General features: G+C 70.6%; 17 protein-coding genes. 9 read left to right on the plus strand and 8 right to left on the minus strand.

Annotation, left to right across the window (positions count from 1 at the left end; all coding sequences use genetic code 11):
* Positions 1-58 precede the first annotated feature (58 nt).
* Positions 59-1,024, plus strand: coding sequence for a 2,3,4,5-tetrahydropyridine-2,6-dicarboxylate N-succinyltransferase (gene dapD, locus IPK24_24785; protein MBK8078671.1), 966 nt, complete (start codon positions 59-61; stop codon positions 1,022-1,024).
* Positions 1,021-1,911, plus strand: coding sequence for a hypothetical protein (locus IPK24_24790; protein ID MBK8078672.1), 891 nt, complete (start codon positions 1,021-1,023; stop codon positions 1,909-1,911). The genes dapD and IPK24_24790 overlap by 4 nt, the downstream gene beginning before the upstream one ends.
* A 67-nt stretch (positions 1,912-1,978) precedes the next feature.
* Here IPK24_24790 and IPK24_24795 read toward each other — a convergent pair whose 3' ends face one another.
* Both IPK24_24795 and IPK24_24800 read right to left on the minus strand, forming a co-directional pair.
* The gene (locus IPK24_24795) at positions 1,979-3,280 is read right to left on the minus strand and encodes a hypothetical protein (GenBank protein ID MBK8078673.1); all 1,302 of its coding nucleotides are present in this window, start codon (positions 3,278-3,280) and stop codon (positions 1,979-1,981) included.
* 152 nt (positions 3,281-3,432) lie between these two features.
* Positions 3,433-4,401: an SPFH domain-containing protein gene (locus tag IPK24_24800; GenBank protein ID MBK8078674.1), complete on the minus strand. Its 969-nt coding sequence runs from the start codon at positions 4,399-4,401 to the stop codon at positions 3,433-3,435.
* A gap of 345 nt (positions 4,402-4,746) precedes the next feature.
* Between IPK24_24800 and IPK24_24805 the strand changes: the two genes are divergently transcribed.
* The 5 genes from IPK24_24805 to IPK24_24825 all read left to right on the plus strand — a co-directional run bounded on the left by IPK24_24805 (position 4,747) and on the right by IPK24_24825 (position 11,024).
* The gene (locus tag IPK24_24805; GenBank protein ID MBK8078675.1) at positions 4,747-6,483 is read left to right on the plus strand and encodes a lysine--tRNA ligase; all 1,737 of its coding nucleotides are present in this window, start codon (positions 4,747-4,749) and stop codon (positions 6,481-6,483) included.
* A 246-nt stretch (positions 6,484-6,729) separates the two neighbouring features.
* Positions 6,730-8,007, plus strand: coding sequence for an extracellular solute-binding protein (locus tag IPK24_24810; protein MBK8078676.1), 1,278 nt, complete (start codon positions 6,730-6,732; stop codon positions 8,005-8,007).
* Between the two features lie 30 nt (positions 8,008-8,037).
* Positions 8,038-8,931, plus strand: a complete 894-nt coding sequence (locus IPK24_24815) for a sugar ABC transporter permease (protein ID MBK8078677.1) — start codon at positions 8,038-8,040, stop codon at positions 8,929-8,931.
* Positions 8,928-9,821 carry a carbohydrate ABC transporter permease gene (locus tag IPK24_24820; protein MBK8078678.1) on the plus strand — a complete coding sequence of 298 codons (894 nt, stop codon included), beginning with the start codon at positions 8,928-8,930 and terminating at the stop codon, positions 9,819-9,821. The genes IPK24_24815 and IPK24_24820 overlap by 4 nt, the downstream gene beginning before the upstream one ends.
* Before the next feature lie 147 nt (positions 9,822-9,968).
* The gene (locus tag IPK24_24825; protein MBK8078679.1) at positions 9,969-11,024 is read left to right on the plus strand and encodes a hypothetical protein; all 1,056 of its coding nucleotides are present in this window, start codon (positions 9,969-9,971) and stop codon (positions 11,022-11,024) included.
* A 162-nt stretch (positions 11,025-11,186) separates the two neighbouring features.
* Here the strand turns inward: IPK24_24825 and IPK24_24830 are convergent, their stop codons facing one another.
* From IPK24_24830 to argF, 3 genes are all read right to left on the minus strand, one after another.
* Positions 11,187-12,275 (minus strand): succinyldiaminopimelate transaminase, encoded by a 1,089-nt coding sequence (locus tag IPK24_24830; GenBank protein ID MBK8078680.1) that lies wholly within the window; start codon positions 12,273-12,275, stop codon positions 11,187-11,189.
* A 1-nt stretch (position 12,276) separates the two neighbouring features.
* Positions 12,277-12,609: a ferredoxin family protein gene (locus IPK24_24835; protein MBK8078681.1), complete on the minus strand. Its 333-nt coding sequence runs from the start codon at positions 12,607-12,609 to the stop codon at positions 12,277-12,279.
* Positions 12,610-12,742: 133 nt separating this feature from the next.
* Positions 12,743-13,771, minus strand: coding sequence for an ornithine carbamoyltransferase (gene argF, locus IPK24_24840; GenBank protein ID MBK8078682.1), 1,029 nt, complete (start codon positions 13,769-13,771; stop codon positions 12,743-12,745).
* A gap of 158 nt (positions 13,772-13,929) precedes the next feature.
* Between argF and IPK24_24845 the strand changes: the two genes are divergently transcribed.
* A complete protein-coding gene (locus IPK24_24845) occupies positions 13,930-14,769 on the plus strand; it encodes a hypothetical protein (protein ID MBK8078683.1) in 840 nt (279 codons plus the stop codon).
* Positions 14,766-15,635: a GNAT family N-acetyltransferase gene (locus IPK24_24850; protein ID MBK8078684.1), complete on the plus strand. Its 870-nt coding sequence runs from the start codon at positions 14,766-14,768 to the stop codon at positions 15,633-15,635. Before IPK24_24845 ends, IPK24_24850 begins: the two co-directional genes overlap by 4 nt.
* Positions 15,636-15,668: 33 nt before the next feature.
* On the opposite strand, the gene IPK24_24855 is transcribed toward IPK24_24850, so the two are convergent.
* The 3 genes from IPK24_24855 to IPK24_24865 all read right to left on the minus strand — a co-directional run bounded on the left by IPK24_24855 (position 15,669) and on the right by IPK24_24865 (position 21,270).
* Positions 15,669-18,518, minus strand: coding sequence for a VanW family protein (locus tag IPK24_24855; GenBank protein MBK8078685.1), 2,850 nt, complete (start codon positions 18,516-18,518; stop codon positions 15,669-15,671).
* A gap of 117 nt (positions 18,519-18,635) precedes the next feature.
* Positions 18,636-19,163 carry a flavin reductase family protein gene (locus tag IPK24_24860; GenBank protein MBK8078686.1) on the minus strand — a complete coding sequence of 176 codons (528 nt, stop codon included), beginning with the start codon at positions 19,161-19,163 and terminating at the stop codon, positions 18,636-18,638.
* A gap of 10 nt (positions 19,164-19,173) precedes the next feature.
* A complete protein-coding gene (locus IPK24_24865) occupies positions 19,174-21,270 on the minus strand; it encodes an AAA family ATPase (GenBank protein MBK8078687.1) in 2,097 nt (698 codons plus the stop codon).
* Between the last annotated feature and the right edge of the window lie 31 nt (positions 21,271-21,301).

Raw genomic sequence — 21,301 nt, forward strand, 5'->3', positions numbered from 1 at the left:
GCCGCCGCGCCGCCACGAGCCGACGCAGGCACTGTCGGACGCCGCATAGGCTTGCGGCATGACCGCGTCCGCGACCCCCTCCGCCACTCATCGCGCCGCGTGGGCGCACGGCCTGGCCACCGTCGCCGTCGGCGGCACCGGGCCCGAGGTGGTGCTCGACACCTGGTACCCGGCACCCCGCCTGGGCGAGCCGGACGGCTCCCCCGCACCCGCCGAACTGGTGGCGCTCGCCGGCGCCGACGCCGCGCGGGGGGTCGAGCGACGCGTGGTGACCACGGTCATCGACCTGGACGCCGCACCCGCCGACGTGAGCGATGCCTACCTGCGGCTGCACCTGCTGTCACACCGGCTGGTCGCCCCGCACGCCCTGGCCATGGCCGGCATCTTCGGGGTGCTGACCAACGTGGTGTGGACCAACCGCGGCCCGTGTGCCGTCGAGGGCTTCGAGCTGACCCGGGCGCGGCTCGCCACGACCGGACCGGTGGTGGTGCTGGGGGTCGACAAGTTCCCCCGGATGACCGACTACGTCGTGCCCACGGGCATCCGCATCGCCGACGCCGATCGGGTGCGCCTCGGCGCCCACCTGGCCGAGGGCACCACGGTGATGCACGAGGGATTCGTGAACTTCAACGCCGGCACCCTGGGCGTCTCGATGGTCGAGGGGCGCATCTCGGCCGGCGTGGTGGTCGGTGACGGCTCGGACGTCGGCGGTGGCGCCTCGATCATGGGCACCCTGTCCGGTGGGGGCACCGAGGTGATCTCGATCGGACGGCGCTGCCTGCTCGGCGCCAATGCCGGCATCGGCATCAGCCTGGGCGACGACTGCGTGGTCGAGGCCGGCCTGTACGTCACGGCCGGTACCAAGCTGACCCTGCTGCCCGGCGGGCAGGCCGTGAAGGCGGTCGAGCTGTCAGGCGCCAGCGGTCTGTTGTTCCGCCGCAACTCCCTCACCGGTGGGGTCGAAGCCGTTCCACGCGAAGGGAAGACGGTCGAACTCAACGCTGCCCTGCACGCCAACGCATGAGTCGGTGGCTGCGGACCCTCGCGGTCCTGGTGGTGGTCGTCCTGGTCCTCGGCGCGGGCTGGGTGTGGCTGCGCGGCGTGCTGGATCGGCTGACCCTGCTGCCCGGCTGCTCGGCCACGGCGCTGGGCACGACCGCAGTGCTCGACCCCGAGCAGTCCGGCAACGCCGCCGTGATCGCCGCGGTGGCGGTGGATCGAGGCCTGCCCGGCCGGGCGGCCACCATCGGGATCGCCACGGCGCTGCAGGAATCCAAGCTGCGCAACATCGACTACGGCGACCGGGACTCGCTCGGCCTGTTCCAGCAGCGCCCCTCGCAAGGGTGGGGCACCGCCGAGCAGATCATGGACCCGGTCTATGCCACCAACGCCTTCTACGACGTGCTGGTCAAGATCGAGGGATATCAGAGCCTGCCGATCACCAAGGCGGCGCAGAAGGTGCAGCGGTCGGCGTTCCCGTCGGCGTACGCCGCGCACGAGACCGAGGCCCGGGCGTTCGCGTCGGCGTTGAGTGGGTACTCGCAGGCTGCGCTGACCTGCAAGCTGCGCGACCCCGAGAACCTCTCCCGCGAGCAGGTGGGGGCCGCGGGGCTGACGCCCCGAGCCGCCTCGGTGGCCACGGCGTCGGCCGCCGAGACCGGCCGCACCGGTGCCTCCGCCGGGGCCGAGGACGGCACCGCGGTGCGCTTCGTCCTGACGGGGGCAGAGGCCACGCGGATGTCGTGGGCGCTGGCGCACTGGGCGGTGGCCCGGGCCGACGGACTGCACGTGGTGGCGGTCGAGGTGGGCGGTCGGCAGTGGCGGCGCGATCACTCGCAGGACGGGTGGACCAGCTTCGCCGGCGCTCCCTCGACCGGCAGCGTGATCGTCCGGGTGGCCGCGGGCGGCTGAGTCGGGTGGCGCGGCACGACCGCGGTGATCAGGCAATCCGAGCACACCGCGCCGCAGGAATCGCCCCTCAGTCGGTTGGGCTGACGTCGGTCGGTGTGACGTCGGTCGGTGTGACGTCGGTCTGGCCGACGTCGGTCGGGGCGGAGTCCGTGAGGGTCGAGTCCGTCGGAGTGGAGTCGGTCGGGGTCGTGTCGGTCGTCGCAGAGTCGGCAGAGTCGGAGGGCGTTGCGGACGGGCTCACGGAGAGGCTCGCGGAGAGGCTCACGGACGGACTGGTTGATGACGGACTCGAGGACGGACTCGAGGACGGACTCGGTGAGGACGCCGGCGAGGGCGTCGGCGTCGGCGAGCTGGATGGCGAGTTGGATGGCGACGGCGATGGCGTGGGGCTGGGCCGACCGGTGGGACTCGCGGCAACGGCCGGCGGACCGATCGGCACCTGCCCGGAGGCAAACGCCGCCGCGAGCCGGATCACGGTGTCGGCGTAGGCAACCGAGTTGTTGTAGCGCAGCACGGCCGAGCGCAGCCCGACCGGGTCGGCGAGGTCGGCGCCGCCATGGCAGAGGTAGGCGGCCGCGGTCAGCGCGGCGTCCCGCAGGTTCTGGGGGTCGGGTGTGCGGCCCGGATCGGCCGAGCGCGCGAATCCGGCCCAGGTGCCCGGCAGGAACTGCATCGGGCCGACCGCGCGGTCGAACACCGGGTCACCGTCGAGGCGACCGCGGTCGGTGTCCATCACCCGCGTGGTGCCGGGCCGGCCGCCGTCCAGCCGGATGCCGATGATGGGCGGACGCACGACGCCGTCCGGCCCGAGCACGGCGCCGCCGAAACGGCCGTTGTCCGACTCCACGGTGCCGATCGCGGCCAGCAGGCTCCAGGGCAGGTGACAGCCCGGATCGGTGCGGGCCAGCCGGTCCGCGGCGCTGCGATACGCGGCCAGCGCCCCGGCGGGAAGGCCCGGCGACACGATGCGGCCGGCGGGTACCGGGTCGCTGCTCTCGTGCGTGCGCAGCGGGGCCGGGCGCGTGGTGGGCGCCATCGTCGACGTCACCGATGTTGTCGATGGCACCGGCCCAGACGACGAGGCGAGCTCGGTGGCGTAGCGCGCCAGACGTTCCAGGTCGACGGGTGGTGCGGCCTGCGTGAGTGGCGGCGTGGCCGCCGACTCCAAACTGGTGCGCACGTCGTCCCGGCTCGCCCCGCCGGCCCCGGCGGCCGACAGTGCGGCGACGCAGGCCAGCAGGACGGCGCCGCTGATCGCCCAGGAAGCGACCGACCGAGCACGGTGCCTCGGGGGACGGGGCGTGAACCGGTGGCGGGGCAGGGCGTCGCGGGGGCGCGGGGCAGGCGGATCCGCTCGATGTCGAGCCATGCGCGCCCTCCCCGTGTGCCACCCCTACCAGGGTGCAACGGGTTGCGACGTACGTCATCTGCTCAGGCCGTCCACCACCCCGTGATCATGCAATCCGTGCACAAAACGTGCACGAATTGCATGATCACGGGGTGGTGGACGGGTCGGGGCCCCTACTTGGTCGGGGCCGGCGCGGGTGCGGTCACGGCGAATCCGGTGCCCGGGGCGAACGTCGTCACGCTCGGCGGGATCGCCTTGAGCATGTCGATCTGGGCGCAGGCCGGGCAGTTCTCGTACCCGGCCTGACGCGCCTTGTTGGCTGCCGCCTCAGCCTCGGCCTGCTTGACCTTGGCCTGAGCCTCGGTCACCGCCGCGAAAGCTGCCTGCGACTTGTTGATGGCCTCCTGCACGGCTGCCGGCAGGGTGATCTTGGCGAGGTTGAACCGAACGTTGGTGATGAACGCCCCACCCAGGGTGGCGTCGAAGTCGACCGCCAACGTCTTGTTGATCTCGTCCTGGATCTTGGAGATCTTCAGGTTGCTCTTGCCCGCCGAGGCGTTGACTGCCTGCAGACTGCCGCCGTTCTGCACGAGGGCACAGGAGGCCTGCAGCTCCGAGCACTGCACCGACCCGATCTGCTCACGCAACGCGTTGCTGATCACCGGGCGCACGATCTGGTCGAGGAAGGTCGCCCAGCCCTCGTCACTGTCCCAGGCATACCGGAACTCGCCGTCCGCGCCGCGGTACCTGCGGGTGCCGTACTTGTCGTCGAAGGCCTTCAGCGCCTCCGGATCCGCGCTCAGCTGGAAGTACACGGTGCCCTCGACGCCCACCTCGACGCCGTCCGCGGTCGGCAGGTTCTCGACGTCCACACCGGTGCGATCACCTCGCGTGCTGTCACCGGTGATGGTGTAGAAGCGCTGCTGGGCCGGGTAGGGGTGCTTCTGGGAGAAGAACCCGATCCAGGTCACCCCCGAGGCGGGCGGCACGATCTGGCGGATCCGGTTGTTGTTCAACGGACCGCCGTTCCGGATCACCGCCACCTCACCACCAGCGGTCTTGGTCACCGCGGTGGGCAAGAGCGCCGCCAACCCCGCCACCACGAGCACGCCGATGATCGCCCGGCCCCTCACCCGGGGCATCGACCGCGCGAGCGCCTTGCCGTGCGGCCGCGTGGCGTCCTTCGACGTCCCGCCATCGGCTGTCCCGGTGTCGCTGTCCTTGTCGCCGTCCTTGGTGTCCGCCACCGGACTCATCCTCCGCTCCGCACCGGCATCCGCCGGGTAGACAAGCCGTCCGACGATCACCAGCGAAGATCGGTTCCCGCCGGGTGTGCCGCCTGCGCACCCATCGGCAGGTCGACGCCCCACCCTGACAGCCGGAGCACCGGCGCATCGATGCGAGAATCGTGTCTCGTGGAGACCAGCACCCCGACCGACCCAGCGACCGACCCAGCGACCGACCCAGCCGACGAGCTCGACGCGAGCATGCGCAGCGACTGGGTGGCCCGGTTCGCCGACGAGGTCATCGCCGAGGCCGACCGCCGTCTCGCCGCCGACCCGACCCTGGCCGGCAAGCCGATCATCTGCGCCTCCGGGGTGAGTCCGTCCGGCCCGATCCACCTGGGCAACCTGCGCGAGATCATGACGCCGCACCTGGTGGCCGACGAGATCCGCCGACGCGGGCGCGACGTCGTCCATCTGTTGTCGTGGGACGACTACGACCGCTTCCGCAAGGTACCGTTCGGCATCCCCGGGGTCGACGAGAGCTGGAACGAACACATCGGACGACCGCTGACGGCGATCCCGGCACCGCCCGGCAGCGCGCACGCGAACTGGGCCGAGCACTTCAAGGCGCCGATGCTCGAGGCGTTGGCCCGCATGGGTATCGAGGTGCACCAGCTCAGCCAGACCACCAAGTACACCGCGGGCGACTACCGCGACCAGATCCTGCTGGCGATGCGCGAGCGGCAGCGGATCGACGCCGTCCTGGGTCGATACCGCACCAAGAAGGCCGCCCCGGCTGCGGGCACGACCGAGACCACCGACGATGCCGACGAGAACGCGCGGGTCGCCGCCGAGGGATCGGGCGCGGCAGCCGAGGACGACGGCGCCGGCGCGTCGGGTTATCACCCCTACAAGCCGTACTGCACGGTGTGCGACAAGGACCTCACCACCGTCACCGCCTACGACGACGAGACCACCGAGCTCGGCTACACGTGCGCAGCGTGCGGTCACCACGAGTCGGTGAAGCTGGCCGAGTTCACCCGCGGCAAGCTGGTCTGGAAGGTCGACTGGCCGATGCGCTGGGCCTACGAGGGGGTGGCCTTCGAGCCGTCCGGGGTGGACCACACCAGCCCGGGGTCCTCGTTCACCGTCGGCACCGAGCTGGTCAGCGAGATCTTCGGTGCCCCGGGGCCGATCGGGCCGCGCTACGCCTTCGTCGGCATCAGTGGCATGGCCAAGATGAGCAGCTCCAAGGGCGGGGTGCCCACCGCGATGGACGCCCTCGAGCTCATGGAGCCCTCGCTGCTGCGCTGGCTGTACGCCCGCCGTCGGCCGAACCAGGCGTTCAACGTCTCGTTCGACGCCGAGATCGCCCGGCTCTACGACGAGTGGGATGCGTTGGGCCGCAAGGTGTCCGCCGGTACCGCGAGCCCCGCCGACACGGCGTCCTACCATCGCGCCCGCTCGACCCAGAGCGCCGGCGTGCTGCCGCAGACGCCGCGCCCGGTGGCCTACCGCACCCTGGCCTCGATCGTCGACATCACCACCGGGGACGACGCCCAGACGCTGCGGATCCTGGCCGACCTGGACCCGGCCGACCCGGTGGCGAGCCTGGACGACGTCCGGCCCCGGTTGGATTGCGTCGAGCGGTGGGTGGCCACGCTGCCCGCCGACCAGCGCACCCAGGTGCGCACCACCCCGGACGCCGCGCGCCTGGCCGAACTCGACGAGACCCAGCGCGCCGGGTTGCGGCTGCTGCTGGACGGTCTGGCCGACCACTGGTCGCTCGATGGACTGACCACTCTGGTCTACGGCGTCCCCAAGCAGCAGTTGGGCCTGGCCCCCGACGTCAAGCCCACCCCGGAGCTGAAGGTCGCCCAGCGCGCCTTCTTCGCCCTGCTCTACGAGCTGCTGGTCGGCCGCGACACCGGCCCCCGACTGCCCACCCTGCTGCTGGCGGTGGGCCAACCCCGCACCCACACCCTCCTCACCCCCTGATCCACCCCCAACCCTCTCCCCAACCCGCTCATGCTCCGCAGAAACCGCGCGATGCTCCGCCGGTGACGCTCGCAAACGTTGTCATCGGACGACGTCCCGTCACCTGCGGAGCATGAGCGGGCGAGGAACGCGCAGCCGAACTGCGCGGGTGCGTAACGAATCGGTTGCCGTCCTTCGGGCAGGTCGTGCCTTCACGCTAGGTTGCTGGACGATCCGATCTCTCGATCTCGCCAGGAGGCTCTCCTCATGACCACACGCAGATCCGCGCTGTTGGCACTCGGCGCAGCGGCCGCACTCGGGCTCACGGCCTGCGGCGGGGGCACCGGCGCCTCGTCGGCCGGTGGCGCCAGCGCCGACGCGAGCGGCTCCGCGGCCAAGGTCAGCTCGATCAAGATCGTCGCCGCGGAGTACAGCAAGGACAACACGAAGGCCTTCTGGGACGCGTTCGCCACCGCCTACAAGGCCAAGACCGGCACCACGCTCGAGGTGCAGGTGGTCAGCTGGGACAGCATCGACCAGACCTCCTCGACGATGGTGCAGAACAACCAGCCGCCGGACATCCTGAACCTCAACGTCTACGCCTCCTACGCCAAGGACGGCCTGCTCTGGTCGGCCGACGACGTCCTGTCGGATGCCGCCAAGGGAGATCTGCTCGACGCGTTCGTGAAGTCCGGGACCTACCAGGGCAAGCTCTACGGCATGCCGGACCTGTCCAGCGCGCGGGCGTTCTTCTACAACAAGGACCTGTTCGCCAAGGCCGGCATCGCCGCCCCGCCGAAGACCTGGGCCGAGTTCGAGGACGACGCCAAGAAGATCACCGCGCTGGGCAACGGCACCGTCGGGTACGCGATGCCGCTCGGCCCGGAGGAGGCCCAGGGCGAGTTCTCGATCTGGACGTTCAACAACGGCGGCGACTGGAAGGCCGACGGCAAGTGGACGATCAACTCGGCGAAGAACGTCGAGACGCTGACCTTCTTGAAGAAGCTGGCCGTCGAGGACAAGGTCACCCAGAACAACCCCGGCAAGACCAACCGCGCCGACGCCTTCGACCTGTTCAAGTCCGGTAAGGCCGGCATGGTGGTCGGGTTCTCGCCGCTCGCCGGCGCGCTCGACGCCGACAAGAAGGTCAACTACGGCGTGGCCCCGATGCCGACCAAGGACGGCGGCGCGCCGCAGACCTTCGGTGTCACCGACTACCTGATGGCCTTCAAGAAGCCCGGTAACCAGGAGGCGGTCAAGGCCTTCTACGACCTGTACTACCAGAAGGACCAGGTCAACACCTTCATCAAGAAGGAGGGCTTCCTGCCGGTCACCAAGAGCGGTCTCGAGGTGTTCGCCTCCGACCCGAAGCTGAAGGTCTACCTCGACACCCTGCCCAACATTCACCTCACCCCGACCGACGACCCGACCTGGGACAAGATCAAGCTCGCGGTGCAGCAGAACATCGGTGCGGCCACGGCGCCCAACGGCGACCCGAAGGCCGTGCTCGACGGGCTGCAGAAGACCGCCGAGACCACGAGCTGACGTTCCCGGTCATCCAACGGTGATCACTCGATGAACACGCGCGGCCGGTCCGGTCCACTGCAGGCACTGCTGTGGATCGGGCCGGCCCTCGCGCTGATCGTGGGGGTCGTGCTCTTCCCCGCGGTCCGCCTGGTGCAGGCCTCGCTGAATCGCTTCTCCATCACCGGGTTACGCCAAGGTGGCGCGGGGTGGCGCAACTACCGGGCGGTACTCGAGCACCCCACCTTGGGCACGGTGCTGACCAACACCGTGATCTGGGTGGTGGCGGTGGTCGGGCTGACGATCCTGGTCTCGCTGATGCTGGCCCAGTTCCTGAGCAAGGAGTTCCCCGGACGACGCGTGGCCCGCCTGGCGCTCATCGTGCCGTGGGCGGCGTCCCTGCTCATCACCTCGCAGCTGTTCGTGCTGCTCTACGACTACAACTACGGATTGCTCAACGCGGCCCTGAAGAAGATCGGCGTGATCTCGGAATCGATCGACTTCCTCGGCGACGACTCCTGGACCCTGGCCTCGATGATCGTGGTCGGGGTGTTCGTCTCGATCCCGTTCACCACCTTCGTGTTCGTGGCCGGGCTCAACGCCATTCCCGATGACCTCCACGAAGCCGCCCTCGTCGACGGCGCCTCACCCTGGCAGGGCTGGCGCCTGATCACCTTCCCGTTGCTGCGTCCGGCGATGCTGGTGGCCACGGTGTTGAACACCATCTACGTGTTCAATTCCTTCCCCATCGTCTACACCCTCAACGACCGCAACCCCGGGTTCGCTCACGACACCACGATCACCTTCATGTACAAGCTGGCCTTCAAGAGCCAGGAGAAGGACGTCGGGATGTCCGCTGCCGCAGGCCTGCTCAACGTCGCCCTGATCCTGGTCGTGGTGGCGATCTACCTGAAGGTCGTCGACTGGCGGGAGGAGACCCGATGAGTCCGGCCGTCAGCACCACCGGCACGAACCCGACCGCGGCGACCACATCGACAGCCCGGACGCCGCTCTGGCGGCGGGTGCGCCGTCCGGTCATGGGTCTGGCCGGAGCCGTGATCACGCTGGCCTTCCTCGCGCCCTACCTGGTGATGGTGCTCGACTCACTGCGCACCAGCACCGATGTGAAGACGACTCCCCCGTCACTGTTCCCGCGCGAGTGGCAGTGGTCGACCTACGGCCAGGTGCTCGGGGACGAGCGGTTCCTCAACTGGCTGAAGACCTCGCTGGTGGTCTCGGTGGCCTCGACGGTGATCGTGGTGCTGGTGGCGGTGCCCGCGGCGTACTACACGGCGCGGTACCGGTTCCCGGGTCGGACGGCGTTCCTGATCCTGGTGCTGGTGACCCAGATGTTCTCGCCCACCTCGCTCGTGGTCGGCATCTACCGGGAGTTCTTCGAGCTCAACATGGTCAACACCTATGGGGCACTGGTGCTGACCAATGCGGCGTTCAACCTGGCGTTCGCGATCTGGATCCTGAACTCGTTCTTCTCCTCCATCCCCAAGGAGGTCGAGGAGGCCGCCGAACTGGACGGCGCGGGCCAGTTCGCCCGACTGTGGCGGATCATGTTGCCGCTGACCCGCCCGGGCCTGGTGACCGCGACGATCTTCACCTTCATCGCCGCCTGGAACGAGTACGTGGTCGCGTTGACCCTGATGATCGACGACGACAAGAAGCCGCTGACCGTCGGCATCCGCGCCTACGTCACCGGGTACGAGCAGCACTGGGACCAGATGTTTGCCGCCTCGGTGATCGCCGTCGTCCCGGTCGTCGTCCTGTTCATGCTGATCGAGAAGCACCTCGTCGGCGGCCTCACCGCCGGCGCCGTCAAGTAGCCCCACCCCGAGCCACACCCCGAGCCACACCCCGAGCCCAACCCGCTCATGCTCCGCAGGTGACGCCTCATGCTCCGCTACTGACGGTCGACAACGTCGTCAAAGGGCCATACCCGCGCCCCTGCGGAGCATGGTTAGGTTTGCGCCATGGTGCGACGTTTCCGGCGGACACTGGCCGAACGGCCGCACTACGTCACCGCTCTGATCGTGCTGGTGCTGCTCGGCGCCGGGCTGATCGTGCTGGCCGTGCTGTTGCCCGCGGGCGCGATGCGCGACCTGCTGATCAACCTCGGCGCAACCGTGGTCGGCGTCGTCCTCACGGCGGTCGTCCTCGAACCGCTGATCGAGATCGCCCGCCGACCCGAGGAGCGCATCCTCACCGCCTTCCCGCACCGCGAGTTCATCAGCGGTGTCGCCGGTGCCCGGCACACGGTCAAGATCATGGGCGCCTGGCCCTATGTCATGGACCAGCCGTGGCGCCAACCCTTCCTGGACGCCGCGCGCTCGGCTCTGCGCGCCGGCGCCTCGGTGCGCATCCTCACCATGGACCCGATGAGCCACGCCGCCGAACAACGTCAGGACGACCTGGGCACCTCGGTCGACGTGGCGGCCCTGATCGCCGACACCCTGGTCGAGCTCGAATCGTTTCGCGACTCGCTGGATTCCGCTGCGGCCCAACGCTTCTCGGTACGCATCTACTCACTGCTGCCACCGGCTCGGCTCTACCTGACCGACCAGCGGGCGCTGTGCTCGTTCCTGTCCCAGGGCACGAACCTGGGCACCGACGTCCGGCACTACGACACCAGCATCATGTCCGGCCTGGCGCGGTTCGTCGACGAACAGTTCGACGTGATCTGGGGCCACCGGACGACGCGCGCCCTGGACTCGTACTGGCACCTGCCCCTGACCACCAGCAGCGACGGACGGCGCTACGACGTCCAGTACGTCGAGCTCGATGAGGTCATCTACGTCGCCTCGCGCCGCCTGATCGACGTGCTGTTCCGCCGCCGCCTGCAGGATGAGCAGGTCAGCGTGCCGGTCAACGGCTCGGTGGCGGTGTTCACCCTCGAGGCCTCCCTCGACAGCAGCGACGAGGTTTCCGGCATCCGGACGGCGCTGGATCGCAAGTACGGCAGCCGCAGCGAGCTGCGCCAGGGCCTGGGCGCCGTGGTCAAGCTCATCCCACTCCCCACGCCCGACTGACCCGACCCCACGACGTCCGACCCCACGACGTCCCACCCCCAACCCGCTCATGCTCCGCAGGTGACCGGGTTTGCCCCCGCGACGACGTTGTCATGCGTCACACGCGGAGCATGACGGGGCACCCGCGGAGCATGAGCGGGTTGGGGTTGGGGCGGGTTGGGTTCAGGTGAGGCGGGCGGGGAGTTGGACGGCGTCCGCGTCGGTGATGCTCAGGGCCACTCGCACGTGGCGTGCGGCTGCTGCGCCGTAGAACTCCCCCGGCGCCACCAGGACGCCGCGTTCGGCAAGCCAACGCACGGTGTCCCAGCACGGCTCGTCGCGCGTCGTCCACAGGTAGAGCCCGGCCTGCGAGTGCTCGATCCGGAACCCGGCCGCGGTGAACGCCTTCAGCGCCAGGTCGCGTCGCGCCCGGTATCGCTCGCGCTGCTCGGCGACGTGTGCGTCGTCCGTCAGGACAGCGGTCAACGCGGCCTGCACCGGCGCGGGCATCATCATGCCCGCGTGCTTGCGGATCTCGAGCAACTGCTGCACCAGCGCGACGTCCCCGGCCACGAACGCCGCCCGGTACCCGGCGAGATTCGACTGCTTGGACGTCGAGTAGACCGCCAGCAGCCCCTCGTGCGACCCGCCACACACCCGGGGGTCCAGGATGCTCGGCACCTCCGCCACGTCCCAGCCGAGCTCGGCGTAGCACTCGTCACTGGCCACCACGGCACCGATCGAGCGCGCCCAGGTGACCACCTCGGCCAGCTCGGCCACACCCAGCACCGCACCCGTCGGGTTGGACGGCGAGTTGACCCAGATCAGCCTCACCCCGGCCGAGGCCTCGGGCGAGAGCACCCCGTCGGCCGGCAACGGCGTCGCGCCGGCCACCCGCGCCCCGACGTCGTAACTCGGGTAGGCCCGCTCGGGGAACACCACCACATCGCCCGGGCCGAGCCCGAGCAGGGTCGGCAGCCACACCACCAGCTCCTTGGAGCCGATGGTGGGCAGCACACCGTCCGGGTCGACGTCCGGCACCCCGCGGCGCCGGGCGAACCAGGCGGCGACCGCCTCGCGCAGTGCGGGCGTGCCGTAGGTCGCCGGATACCCCGGGGCATCGGACGCCGCGATCAGCGCCTCGCGGGCCACCGCCGGCGTCGGGTCGACGGGCGTACCGATCGAGGCATCGATGATGCCCCCGGGGTGCCGGCGGGCGAGGTCACCGAACGGTGCCAGCCGGTCCCACGGGAAGTCGGGCAGCGAGCGCAGCTCAGTGCCCTTCGGTCTGCTGCGGCGGCAGCGCGGCGATGATCGGGTGGTCCTTGGCGATCTTGCCGAGTTTGGCGGCGCCGCCGGGCGAACCCAGGTCGTCGAAGAACTCCACGTTGGCCTTGTAGAAGTCCTCCTTCCACTGCTCCGGGGTGTCGTCCTCGTAGTAGATGGCCTCGACCGGGCACACCGGCTCACAGGCACCGCAGTCGACGCATTCGTCCGGGTGGATGTACAGCGATCGCTCGCCCTCGTAGATGCAGTCGACCGGACATTCCTCGATGCAGGCCTTGTCCTTGAGGTCGACACACGGCAGGGCGATGACGTAGGTCACGGTAGGTCCTCCTGTGCGTTGCGCGCGCACGTAGTCGGGCGGTTCCGGCAGCGGGTCAAGTATCGCGGTCCCGGGCAAGTATCGCGCGGTCGACGGGCAACCTTGACCGAGGGGTGAGACGCCACGCACCACATCAGCCGAGCAGGGTCAGCTCCATGACCGCCTTGGCGGTGTGCATCCGGTTCTCGGCCTGGTCGAACACGCGGCTGTTCGGCCCCTCGAACACATCGTCGTCCACCTCACGCAGATCGGGCCGAGCTCGGGCCGCCTCGGTGTCCAGATCGTGGAAGGCGGGCAGACAGTGCAGGTAGATCGAATCCGGACGCCGCGTGGCCGCCATCATCGCGGCCGTCACCTTGTAGTCGCGCAACAGGGCGATCCGCTCGTCGGTCTGGTCCTCCTCGCCCATCGACACCCAGACGTCGCTGTACAGCGCCGCCGAGCCGTCCAGCGCCGTGGACCAGTCGTCGGTCACGGTGATGGCGCCCACGGGGCTCTCGCGCCGTGCCAGCAGCCCGGCGATCAGCTCGGGGTCGGGGTGCAGCTCGGGCGGCGCGAGGATGCGCAGGTCGAGCCCGATCTTGGCGGCGGCGATGGCCAGGGTGATCGCCATGTTGTTGCGGCCGTCGCCGACATAGGTCAGGGGCAGGCCACTCAGCTCGCCGAAGTTCTGCCGCAGCGTCTGCAGGTCGGCGAGCACCTGGGTCGGGTGGTACTGCTCGCACAGGCCGTTCCACACCGGGACGCCGGCGTGAGCGGCAAACTCGGCGATGGTGGCGTGCTCGAAACCGCGGAACATGATCCCGTCAAACATCCGGCCCAGCACGCGGGCGATGTCCTTGGTCGACTCCTTGACCCCGAACCGGATGTCGTCGCGGGTGAACACCTCGGCGTGAGCACCGGTCTGGGTGGCGGCCACGATGAAGGCGGCCCGGGTGCGGGTGGAGGGTTTGAGGAAGATCAACGCGATGGCCCTGCCGGCCAGGGTGGCCACGTTCGCGCCGTCTCGGCGGCGCTGGCGCAGCAGCTCGGCCCGCTCGACCAGTTCGAGGATCTCGCCCCCCGTGACGTCGTCCAGGGTCAGCAGGTTGCGGCCGCGCAGGGTCGAGAACGCGCTGGCGGAACCCGGCCGAGACTCGGGCCGGGAGACCGGGGTGGGCATGGACGACCCCTCCGAGAGGCAGCTGTCGAATCGAAAGATCAACCCTAACATGGGACTTCCCGCAGCTCAGGGGCCATTGAGCCCCTGGCGAACCGGCAGAATGGGCTCTCGTGACGGCAAGCCCCCGCGACGGTCGACACCCATCCCGACGGCCCCTCGTGGCCGGCGCCGCGATGGTGATCGCCGTCCTGTCGGCGGGCTGCAGCGACCAGGCGACGCCCACCCCTCCGGCGCGCAGCCTCCTGCCGGCCGGTGCCGGGACGACGCCCGCCCCCGCCCGCACGTCCCTCGCCGCCACCCCGACACCGAGCCGGACGTCGAGCCCGACACCGACTCCGACCAGCCCGACACCGACGCGGACCGCCACCGTGGCCGGCATCGACGTCTCGGCCTACCAACCCCACGTCGAGTGGGCGGCCCAGCGCCGCAGCGGCGTCCGGTTCGTGTGGATCAAGGCCAGCGAGGGCACGACGTGGCGCAGCCCGCACCATGCCACCCAACGCGCCGGGGCACGTGCGGCGGGGCTCTTCACCGGGTCGTACCACTACGCCCGCCCCCTCGGCGCGACCGGGGCAGCCCAGGCCCGGGCCTTCCTCGCCGCCGGGGGCGGCTGGACCGCCGACGGTCGCACCCTGCCCGGAGCTCTCGATCTCGAGAAGAACACCGGGGACGCCGCCGGCGGCGATCCCTGCTACGGCCTGTCCCCCGCCCGCATGCGGGCCTGGATCCGCAGCTTCACCACGACCTATCGCACCCTGACCGGACGCGATGCGCTGATCTACGTCCGAGCCGACTGGTGGAACCGGTGCACCGGGTCCGACACCACCCTGGCGGCCTCGAACCCGTTGTGGCTGTACGACCACGAAGGCGTGGCCGGGCCGCTGCCCGCCGGCTGGACCCGGGCCACGGTGTGGCAGTCCGGCGTCCGCGGCGGGCTCGACCGCAACACCTTCTTCGGCACCGAGGCTCAGCTGCGCGCCTGGGCGGCCGGGTCGTGAACAGGACGTCGGCTGCCTCGCTGGCCGAGCTCGAACGGCTCGAGCTGGCGCACTGGCGGCCGAGCCACTGCGAGCCGCTCGGGCCATGGCTGCTCCGCGCTCACCACGGATTCACCGGGCGGGCCAATTCCGTTCTCGCCCTGGGGAATCCGGCCACCCATGGGCTCGACCTGGGCGAGGCGTTACGACGGGTGCACGCCTTCTACACCGCACGGTCGCTGCCGGTGCGGATGTCATTGCCGGTTCCAGCGGACTGCCCGGCCCCGGTCGCCGGCCCGGCCACCGCACTACCCGTCGAGGCCCTGGCCGCCCTGCCCGAGCTCCGCGACGGCGCCGAACAGCTCGCGCTGCGCGCCGCCGTGGACGCCGCGGGCTGGCACCCGGGGGCGGGTACCAGCGCCTACACCCTGACCAGCACGCCCGAGCGGCTGCTGGCCGAGCCGGCGACGCCGTTGCCCGACGGCCTGGACGCCACCCGCACCGACACCCCGGACGCCGCGTGGCTGGCCACCTACCGCTACCTCGGTCAGGACCTGCCCCCCGCCGGCAGCTCCCTGCTGCTGTCCGCGCCCATGCAGGCGTTCTTCACCGTGCGCGATCCGGCAGCCGACGTCACCGCAGCGGTGGCCCGCGGCTCGCTCGACGGCGACCTGGTCGGAGTGACCGCGGTCGAGGTGCACCCCACCTATCGCCGCCGCGGCCTGGCCCGGCACCTGCTGTGGGCCATCGCCGACTGGGCCGCGGCCGCCGGCGCTCGCCGAGCGTTCCTGCAGACCGCAGCCGCCAACGGCGCGGCGCACCGGCTCTACCTGTCGAGCGGGTTCCGCGTGCATCACCGCTACGACTACCTGACGCCGACGAGTTGAGACCGTCGGGCGGAGGTCGTCGGGCGGAGCTCGTCAGCGCCCGGGCCGTGGGCCCGGTACCAGGTTCGTGTCGCTCGGCTTCGGGCCGCAGATCACCTTGTCCTCAGCGATGTACGTGGTGCGCCAGGTCTGATCCTTGACGACCTTGCCGTCCTTGAGGACCTTGCGTCTCACGGACACGTCGAAGCCCGAATTGGCGTCCTGCGCCACGCAGTTCGGCCTCGGGTCGTACACCGTCTTGGGCAGTCGAGGGTTGCTGCGCTCGCTCTTGGAGGCGATCACATCGTCGTACTGCTTGGTACTCCAGAAACTGACGTTGACGGTGTTGGTCACACTCGCCTCGACCAGCACGCCGTACGGAGAGTCGTTGCGCCACTTCAGGTCCACGTTCGGGTAGTTGACCGTGGCCTCGCGCCCCTCGGGATAGCGCGAGATGTAGAACGAGTGCGGCATGTGATGGACGTCCTCGAGACCGGCGAAGAAGACGTTGTTGTAGATGGTGGTCGCCATCTGCGACACCCCACCGCCGTAGCCCGGAACCAGTCGGCCGTTCATGATCGTCGGTGCCTCGGCGTACCCTTTCTCGGGAGTTCGCTTGCCCAGCACCTCGTTCAGGCTGAACACCTGCCCCGGCAACACCAGGGTGCCGGTGACGGTGCGGGCCGCGATGCGCAGGTTGTTGGTGCGCGGCGCGTTGGACGTCAGATTGGTACTGAACGTCGAGACCTTCTCCTTCACACCGAGCGCCGTGGCCTGCTCGGTGGTCAGCTTCGGCTTGGCGACGGCCGCGGCCAGCACCAGCTTGCGGTCAGGTGCCAGCAGAGCCGTCTTCGCCGCAGCCGCCAGCGCCACCGGGTCCAGCGTGACGCCGTCCTTGGACGGGATCACCGTCGGGACGCCGTCCTTCAGCACGATCTTGGCGTCCTGCGGCTTCTGCTCGGTCACGCTGCCGGCGGCCAGGACGGCGGTGCGCAGCGCAGCGCCGTCGACGACGAGTTCCAGCCGGCCCTTCGAGGCGGCGCTGGGCGCCATCGACAGGATGGGCTGCACCGCGGCCTGGGTGATGGTTGTCGTGGTGCCACCGATCACCACGGTGAGCGGCCCCGAAGCGGCCTTGGCGGCGTCCTCGGCGAGCGCCCGGTCCACCTCGGTCTGGGTGATCACGGGTTGGGTCTGCTTCACCGGCAAGCTGAGGGTGCCGGAGCGGGCGAGCCACCCCCGGGCCACCACCTCCAGTGCGGCGTCCACATCCAGGCTGGTGCCGGTCACCGCGGCGACGGCGTGCGGGCCGGCGGCCTCGAAGGTGATGTCGCCGTTGACCGGCGGCTGGGCGGTCTGCTGGGCGATCGCCTCCAGCGTGGTGCGCAGCGCCGTCCGGTCGGCCCCGGGCAGGGCGGGCTCGTCGGCACCGCCGACGATCTGGTGCCAGACCCGTGACGGGTTGACCGCACCGCCCAGGACGGCGTCGACGCTCGCCGCGGCATCCAACCGGAGGCCGGCCGCAGTCGGGTCGAGGCTCGCCTGACGCCCCCCCACGGCAACCGGGATCGGCAGGCTGGCCGACGGGGCGCGGGCCGAGAGCTCGGTGATGGCCCGATCGCGGCGCAACCCACCCAGCTCGACGCCCCCGATGCTGGTACCCCGGGGGACGAGGTCCACAGTCGCTGCCGCGGCCACCGCACCGCCGAGAGCCCCGAGCAGCAGAACCGAGGCCGTCACCAGGACGGCGCGGCGGCGGCCGTTCCGGTGGTCGGCCGCAGGCGGCGGACCACCGACGGATGCACCGGGCAGCAGCGTGCCGGCCGGGGACGAGGACCAGGTGGCGGGACCGCTGGACAGCAGGGTGCCGTCGGCAACGGTGTCCCCGGCGAAGGGATCCGCGACCACGGCGCCTGCGGCAACTGGAGAGGACGGTGACGGCGTCTCACGTGCGGCGCGAGCCGCCGCCTCGGCCTCAGCCAGGGCCTGCTGGTCGACGGGGGGCAACGGAACCGGCCGCGGCGAGACCGCGGGGGCGAACACCTCCGAGAGGAGGTCCATCCCCTCGGTGGGCGGAGTGACGTCGACGTCCGGGCCGGCGTCCGGGCCGACGTCGCCGACAGACGCCTCGGGCGGGGCAGCGGGCATCGTCAACGGGGCTGTCGGCGGCAGCGGCGGTGGCACCGGAGCCGGAGCTGGCGCCTGCGCCGGGCCCGGAGCCGGGGCGGGTACGGGAATCGGTGCCGGGGTGGCTTCGGGAGGGGGTGTGGACGTCGGCGCCACCGGACGTGCAGCAGGCAACGGGATGGCGTCGGTGGGGTGGACCCACTCGTCACCCGCGACGGTTGCCGCGACGACCGGTGCGACGACGACCGGTGCGACGACGTCCGAGTCCTCCTCGGCCGGCTCCGCGTCGCCGGGTGCTTCGGCGACGAGTGCGACGTCGCCCGCATCCGCGTCGACCAGATTCGCGTCGGCCGAGTCCTCGTCGCCGGGTGCTGCGTCGTCCGATTCGCCGACGCCCGATTCGCCGTCGGCCGATGCACCGCCGGCCGAGGCCGCGTCTGCGGGTGCATCATCGTGGGGGGCTGCGTCATCCGACGCGGCATCGCGTGGCGCAGGCTGTTCCCCCTGCCCCCCGACGGTGCCGGATCGCGTCATCCAGGCCAAGAGGTCGGCCGGCGAGGCCCACCCGGGCCGGGAGCCGGGCGAGGCGTCCTCCTCGGATTCCTCGGATTCCTCGGCCGTCTCGACAACCTCGACCGCTGCCCCGGACGCCCCCGGCGCTTCGACCGTGTCCCCGGCCTCACTCGACTCCATCGGTTCGCTGGAGGTCACCGTGATCACCTCGGGTTGATCCGCGGCCTCTGCGGATCGGCCGCGGTCACTCAGGGCGTCAGTCACAGCGGCATCGTAAGGCGCCCGAGACGACCGCGACGCCCAGGTCCGACGAGGTGGGACGACAAAGAGTCACGAATGGTGTCAGTCAGTCGCGGACTGCGGTCGCCGCTGAGCAGATCGTCACCGCAGGTCGCGGTAGCTACTGCGGTAGTAGAGCAGCGCTCCGGCGTCGGAGTCGGCCAGCACGCAACCGAGCACCTCACCCACCACGATGCTGTGGTCCCCGGCGGCCACCACCTGAACCGTGCGGCACTCCAGCCAACTCAGCGCCTGTTGGAGCAACGCCACCCCGGTGTGCTCACCGCGCACGTGGGCCACCCGGTCGAGTTGGCCCGGCAGCGGCCGTCCCCGGGTGGCCAACCAGGTCGAGGCGCCCTGCGCCGTGGCATCCAGCACGCTGACGCCCCACCGTCCGCTGGCGAGCACGGCGTCGTGAAACCGGGCCTCCTGCTCGACGCAGACCAACACCATCGGCGGCGTCATCGACACCGAGGTGAAGGCGTTGGCGGTCATCGCATGATCGACCCCGTCCACCACGGTGGTCACGACGCAGATGCCGGTGGCGAAACGGCCGACCGCCCGCCGAAAGACCTGGGGGTCGGCTTCGGCGGGCGGAGGCGTGGCCGGTGTGGGCGAGGTCGTCGACACCCGATGGAGACTACGCGGTCGTTGTGGGCTCTTTGCGCTGAGTCGGAGCCCACCAGGCACCGCCGGTTCGCAGATCCACCGTGGCCGGCGGGGCGATCCGCTGGGTGGGCCAGGACGCCGCGGCGGGCACCTCGGACGCCGTCCCCGGACTCACGCGGACTCGCGGCCGCTGATCGCTCGCCTGGTGGGCCGCCTGAGCGGCCTCCAGGACGTCGGTGATCTCGCGTCCGATGAGCTCGTGGCGCTCCAGCAGCGCATCCCGCAGCGCCTCGACCAGGTGCCGGTTGCCGGCCAGCAACCCGACAGCCCGTTCCTTCTGGGCCGTGAGCAGTCCCTCGACCATCCGGCGGCCCTCACCGTCACCGAGTACCCGACCGACCAGGCCCGGGTCGCCGAAGGCCGACCCCTGCACCGCACCGAACGAGATCAGCGTGTCAGACATGCCGGCCTGACCGACCATCTGGGCCGCAACGTTGGTGGCGTAGGTCAGGTCGCCGGCCGGGCCGGTGGAGATGTCTCCGAAGAACAGTTCCTCGGCCACCTGACCACCGAAGGCGATGCACATCAACGCCTCCAGCTCACTGCGTGAACGGGTGTAGACGTCGGCCGTGTCACCATGCGCCAGCAGCCCCAGGGCATCGGCGCGTTTGACGATGGTCAGTACCTCGAGCCGGCGCTGCGGTGCCACCAGCCAGGCGAGCGTGGCATGCCCGGCCTCGTGCGTGGCGATCAGGTTCTTCTCGTGCTCGGTGTAGCCGACGGGTTGACCGAGGCCCACCTCGATCACCATCCGGGCCCGCTCCAGGTCGGCCCAGTTGAGGCCGTCGCCGTCGCGCCGGATGGCGTTGATCAGCGCCTCGTCGAGCAGGTGCTCCAGCATCACCGGGGTATAACCCTGCGTGATGCCTGCCAGAGCATCACGACGCTCGTCGTCGTCCATCTCGCTCTCGTGCGCCTTGCGGCCCAGGAAGTGGTCGATCAGCTCGCGGCGTCCGGCATGGTCGGGCACCGAGAACACCAGCCGGCGGTCGAACCGGCCCGGACGCAACAGCGCCGGGTCGAGCCCGTCGGCCCGGTTGGTGGCCGCGATCACCAGCACCTCAGGGGCCTCGGTGCGCGGCCGCGGGATCTGACGCGAGGCCGGCAACAGGGTGTTCACCGCATCGATCACGGCGCTGCGCATCCGCTCGCCGGTGGTCGGGGTGTCGAACGACTGCATCTGTACCAGCAGTTCGTTCACCACCCCGCCGACGCCCTCGCTGGTCATCGACCGATGGACGACGCCCCCCGCCGGGTTGACGGAGGCTGCGGAATACATCGCCGGCAGGCCGGTGAGACCACCGCAGTCCAGGGCGGACATGCCCACGACGGCCCGGCTCGATCCACCAGGTGTCATCGCCGCGCCCGAGTGGGCCACCGCGGGCATGCCGCCCCGCGTCATCGCGATCGCGTCGATCTCCTCGATGAAGGCGATGGCCCCACCCTCGGCCCGGGCGGCCTTGCGCAGTTCGGTGAAGAAGGCCCGGATCTTGCGCGAGGTGGCGCCGTAGAACATCGACTGGAACGAGGTCGCCGAGACGAACAGGAACGGGACCCCGGCCTCGGCGGCCATCGCCTTGGCCATGTGCGTCTTGCCGGTGCCGGGTGGGCCCTCGAAGAGCAGGCCGCGTCGGGGGCTGCCGCCCATCTCCCGCCGGAAGGTGCGGGCCGACAAGAACAGGTCGAGCGAGCGCTTCACGTCCTCGGTGACCGGGGCCAGGCCCTTGACGTCCTCGAACCGGACGTCGAGCTGTTCGGGGCGGTAGACGAGGTGTGGCGAGCGACCGGCGAAGACGTAGCTGCCGAGGGTGGCGGCGATCATCGCGGCGAAGAAGATGCCGGTCATCAGGTAGATCGGGTCCACCGTGGGCATCGCGGGCAGCACATGGTCGGCGATGGCCAGGCGGTAGCCCACCCAGGCCAGGACGACACCGAGCCCGGCGGCCAGCCGCAGCACCCGGAACCGCCGGCGGCGCTCGCGCATCCGGGCCACGTCCGTGATCAGCGGGCGGGTCGAGCGCGACGCGGCAGCGAGCGTCTCCACCGGGGTCGCCGTGGATGCGGTCATCACGATGGGTGCCTGCGTCTCGTCCTCGGCG

This window comes from Kineosporiaceae bacterium, from assembly GCA_016713225.1.
Lineage (GTDB): Bacteria > Actinomycetota > Actinomycetes > Actinomycetales > Kineosporiaceae > JADJPO01.

Excerpts from the sequence above, each read along its gene's own strand:
- IPK24_24825 (MBK8078679.1), top strand. The coding sequence starts at position 9,969 with ATGGTGCGACGTTTCCGGCGGACACTGGCCGAACGGCCGCACTACGTC.
- IPK24_24865 (MBK8078687.1), bottom strand. The coding sequence starts at position 21,270 with ATGACCGCATCCACGGCGACCCCGGTGGAGACGCTCGCTGCCGCGTCG.
- IPK24_24795 (MBK8078673.1), bottom strand. The coding sequence starts at position 3,280 with ATGGCTCGACATCGAGCGGATCCGCCTGCCCCGCGCCCCCGCGACGCC.
- IPK24_24790 (MBK8078672.1), top strand. The coding sequence starts at position 1,021 with ATGAGTCGGTGGCTGCGGACCCTCGCGGTCCTGGTGGTGGTCGTCCTG.
- IPK24_24815 (MBK8078677.1), top strand. The coding sequence starts at position 8,038 with ATGAACACGCGCGGCCGGTCCGGTCCACTGCAGGCACTGCTGTGGATC.
- dapD (MBK8078671.1), top strand. The coding sequence starts at position 59 with ATGACCGCGTCCGCGACCCCCTCCGCCACTCATCGCGCCGCGTGGGCG.
- IPK24_24820 (MBK8078678.1), top strand. The coding sequence starts at position 8,928 with ATGAGTCCGGCCGTCAGCACCACCGGCACGAACCCGACCGCGGCGACC.
- argF (MBK8078682.1), bottom strand. The coding sequence starts at position 13,771 with ATGCCCACCCCGGTCTCCCGGCCCGAGTCTCGGCCGGGTTCCGCCAGC.
- IPK24_24805 (MBK8078675.1), top strand. The coding sequence starts at position 4,747 with ATGCGCAGCGACTGGGTGGCCCGGTTCGCCGACGAGGTCATCGCCGAG.
- IPK24_24810 (MBK8078676.1), top strand. The coding sequence starts at position 6,730 with ATGACCACACGCAGATCCGCGCTGTTGGCACTCGGCGCAGCGGCCGCA.
- IPK24_24800 (MBK8078674.1), bottom strand. The coding sequence starts at position 4,401 with ATGCCCCGGGTGAGGGGCCGGGCGATCATCGGCGTGCTCGTGGTGGCG.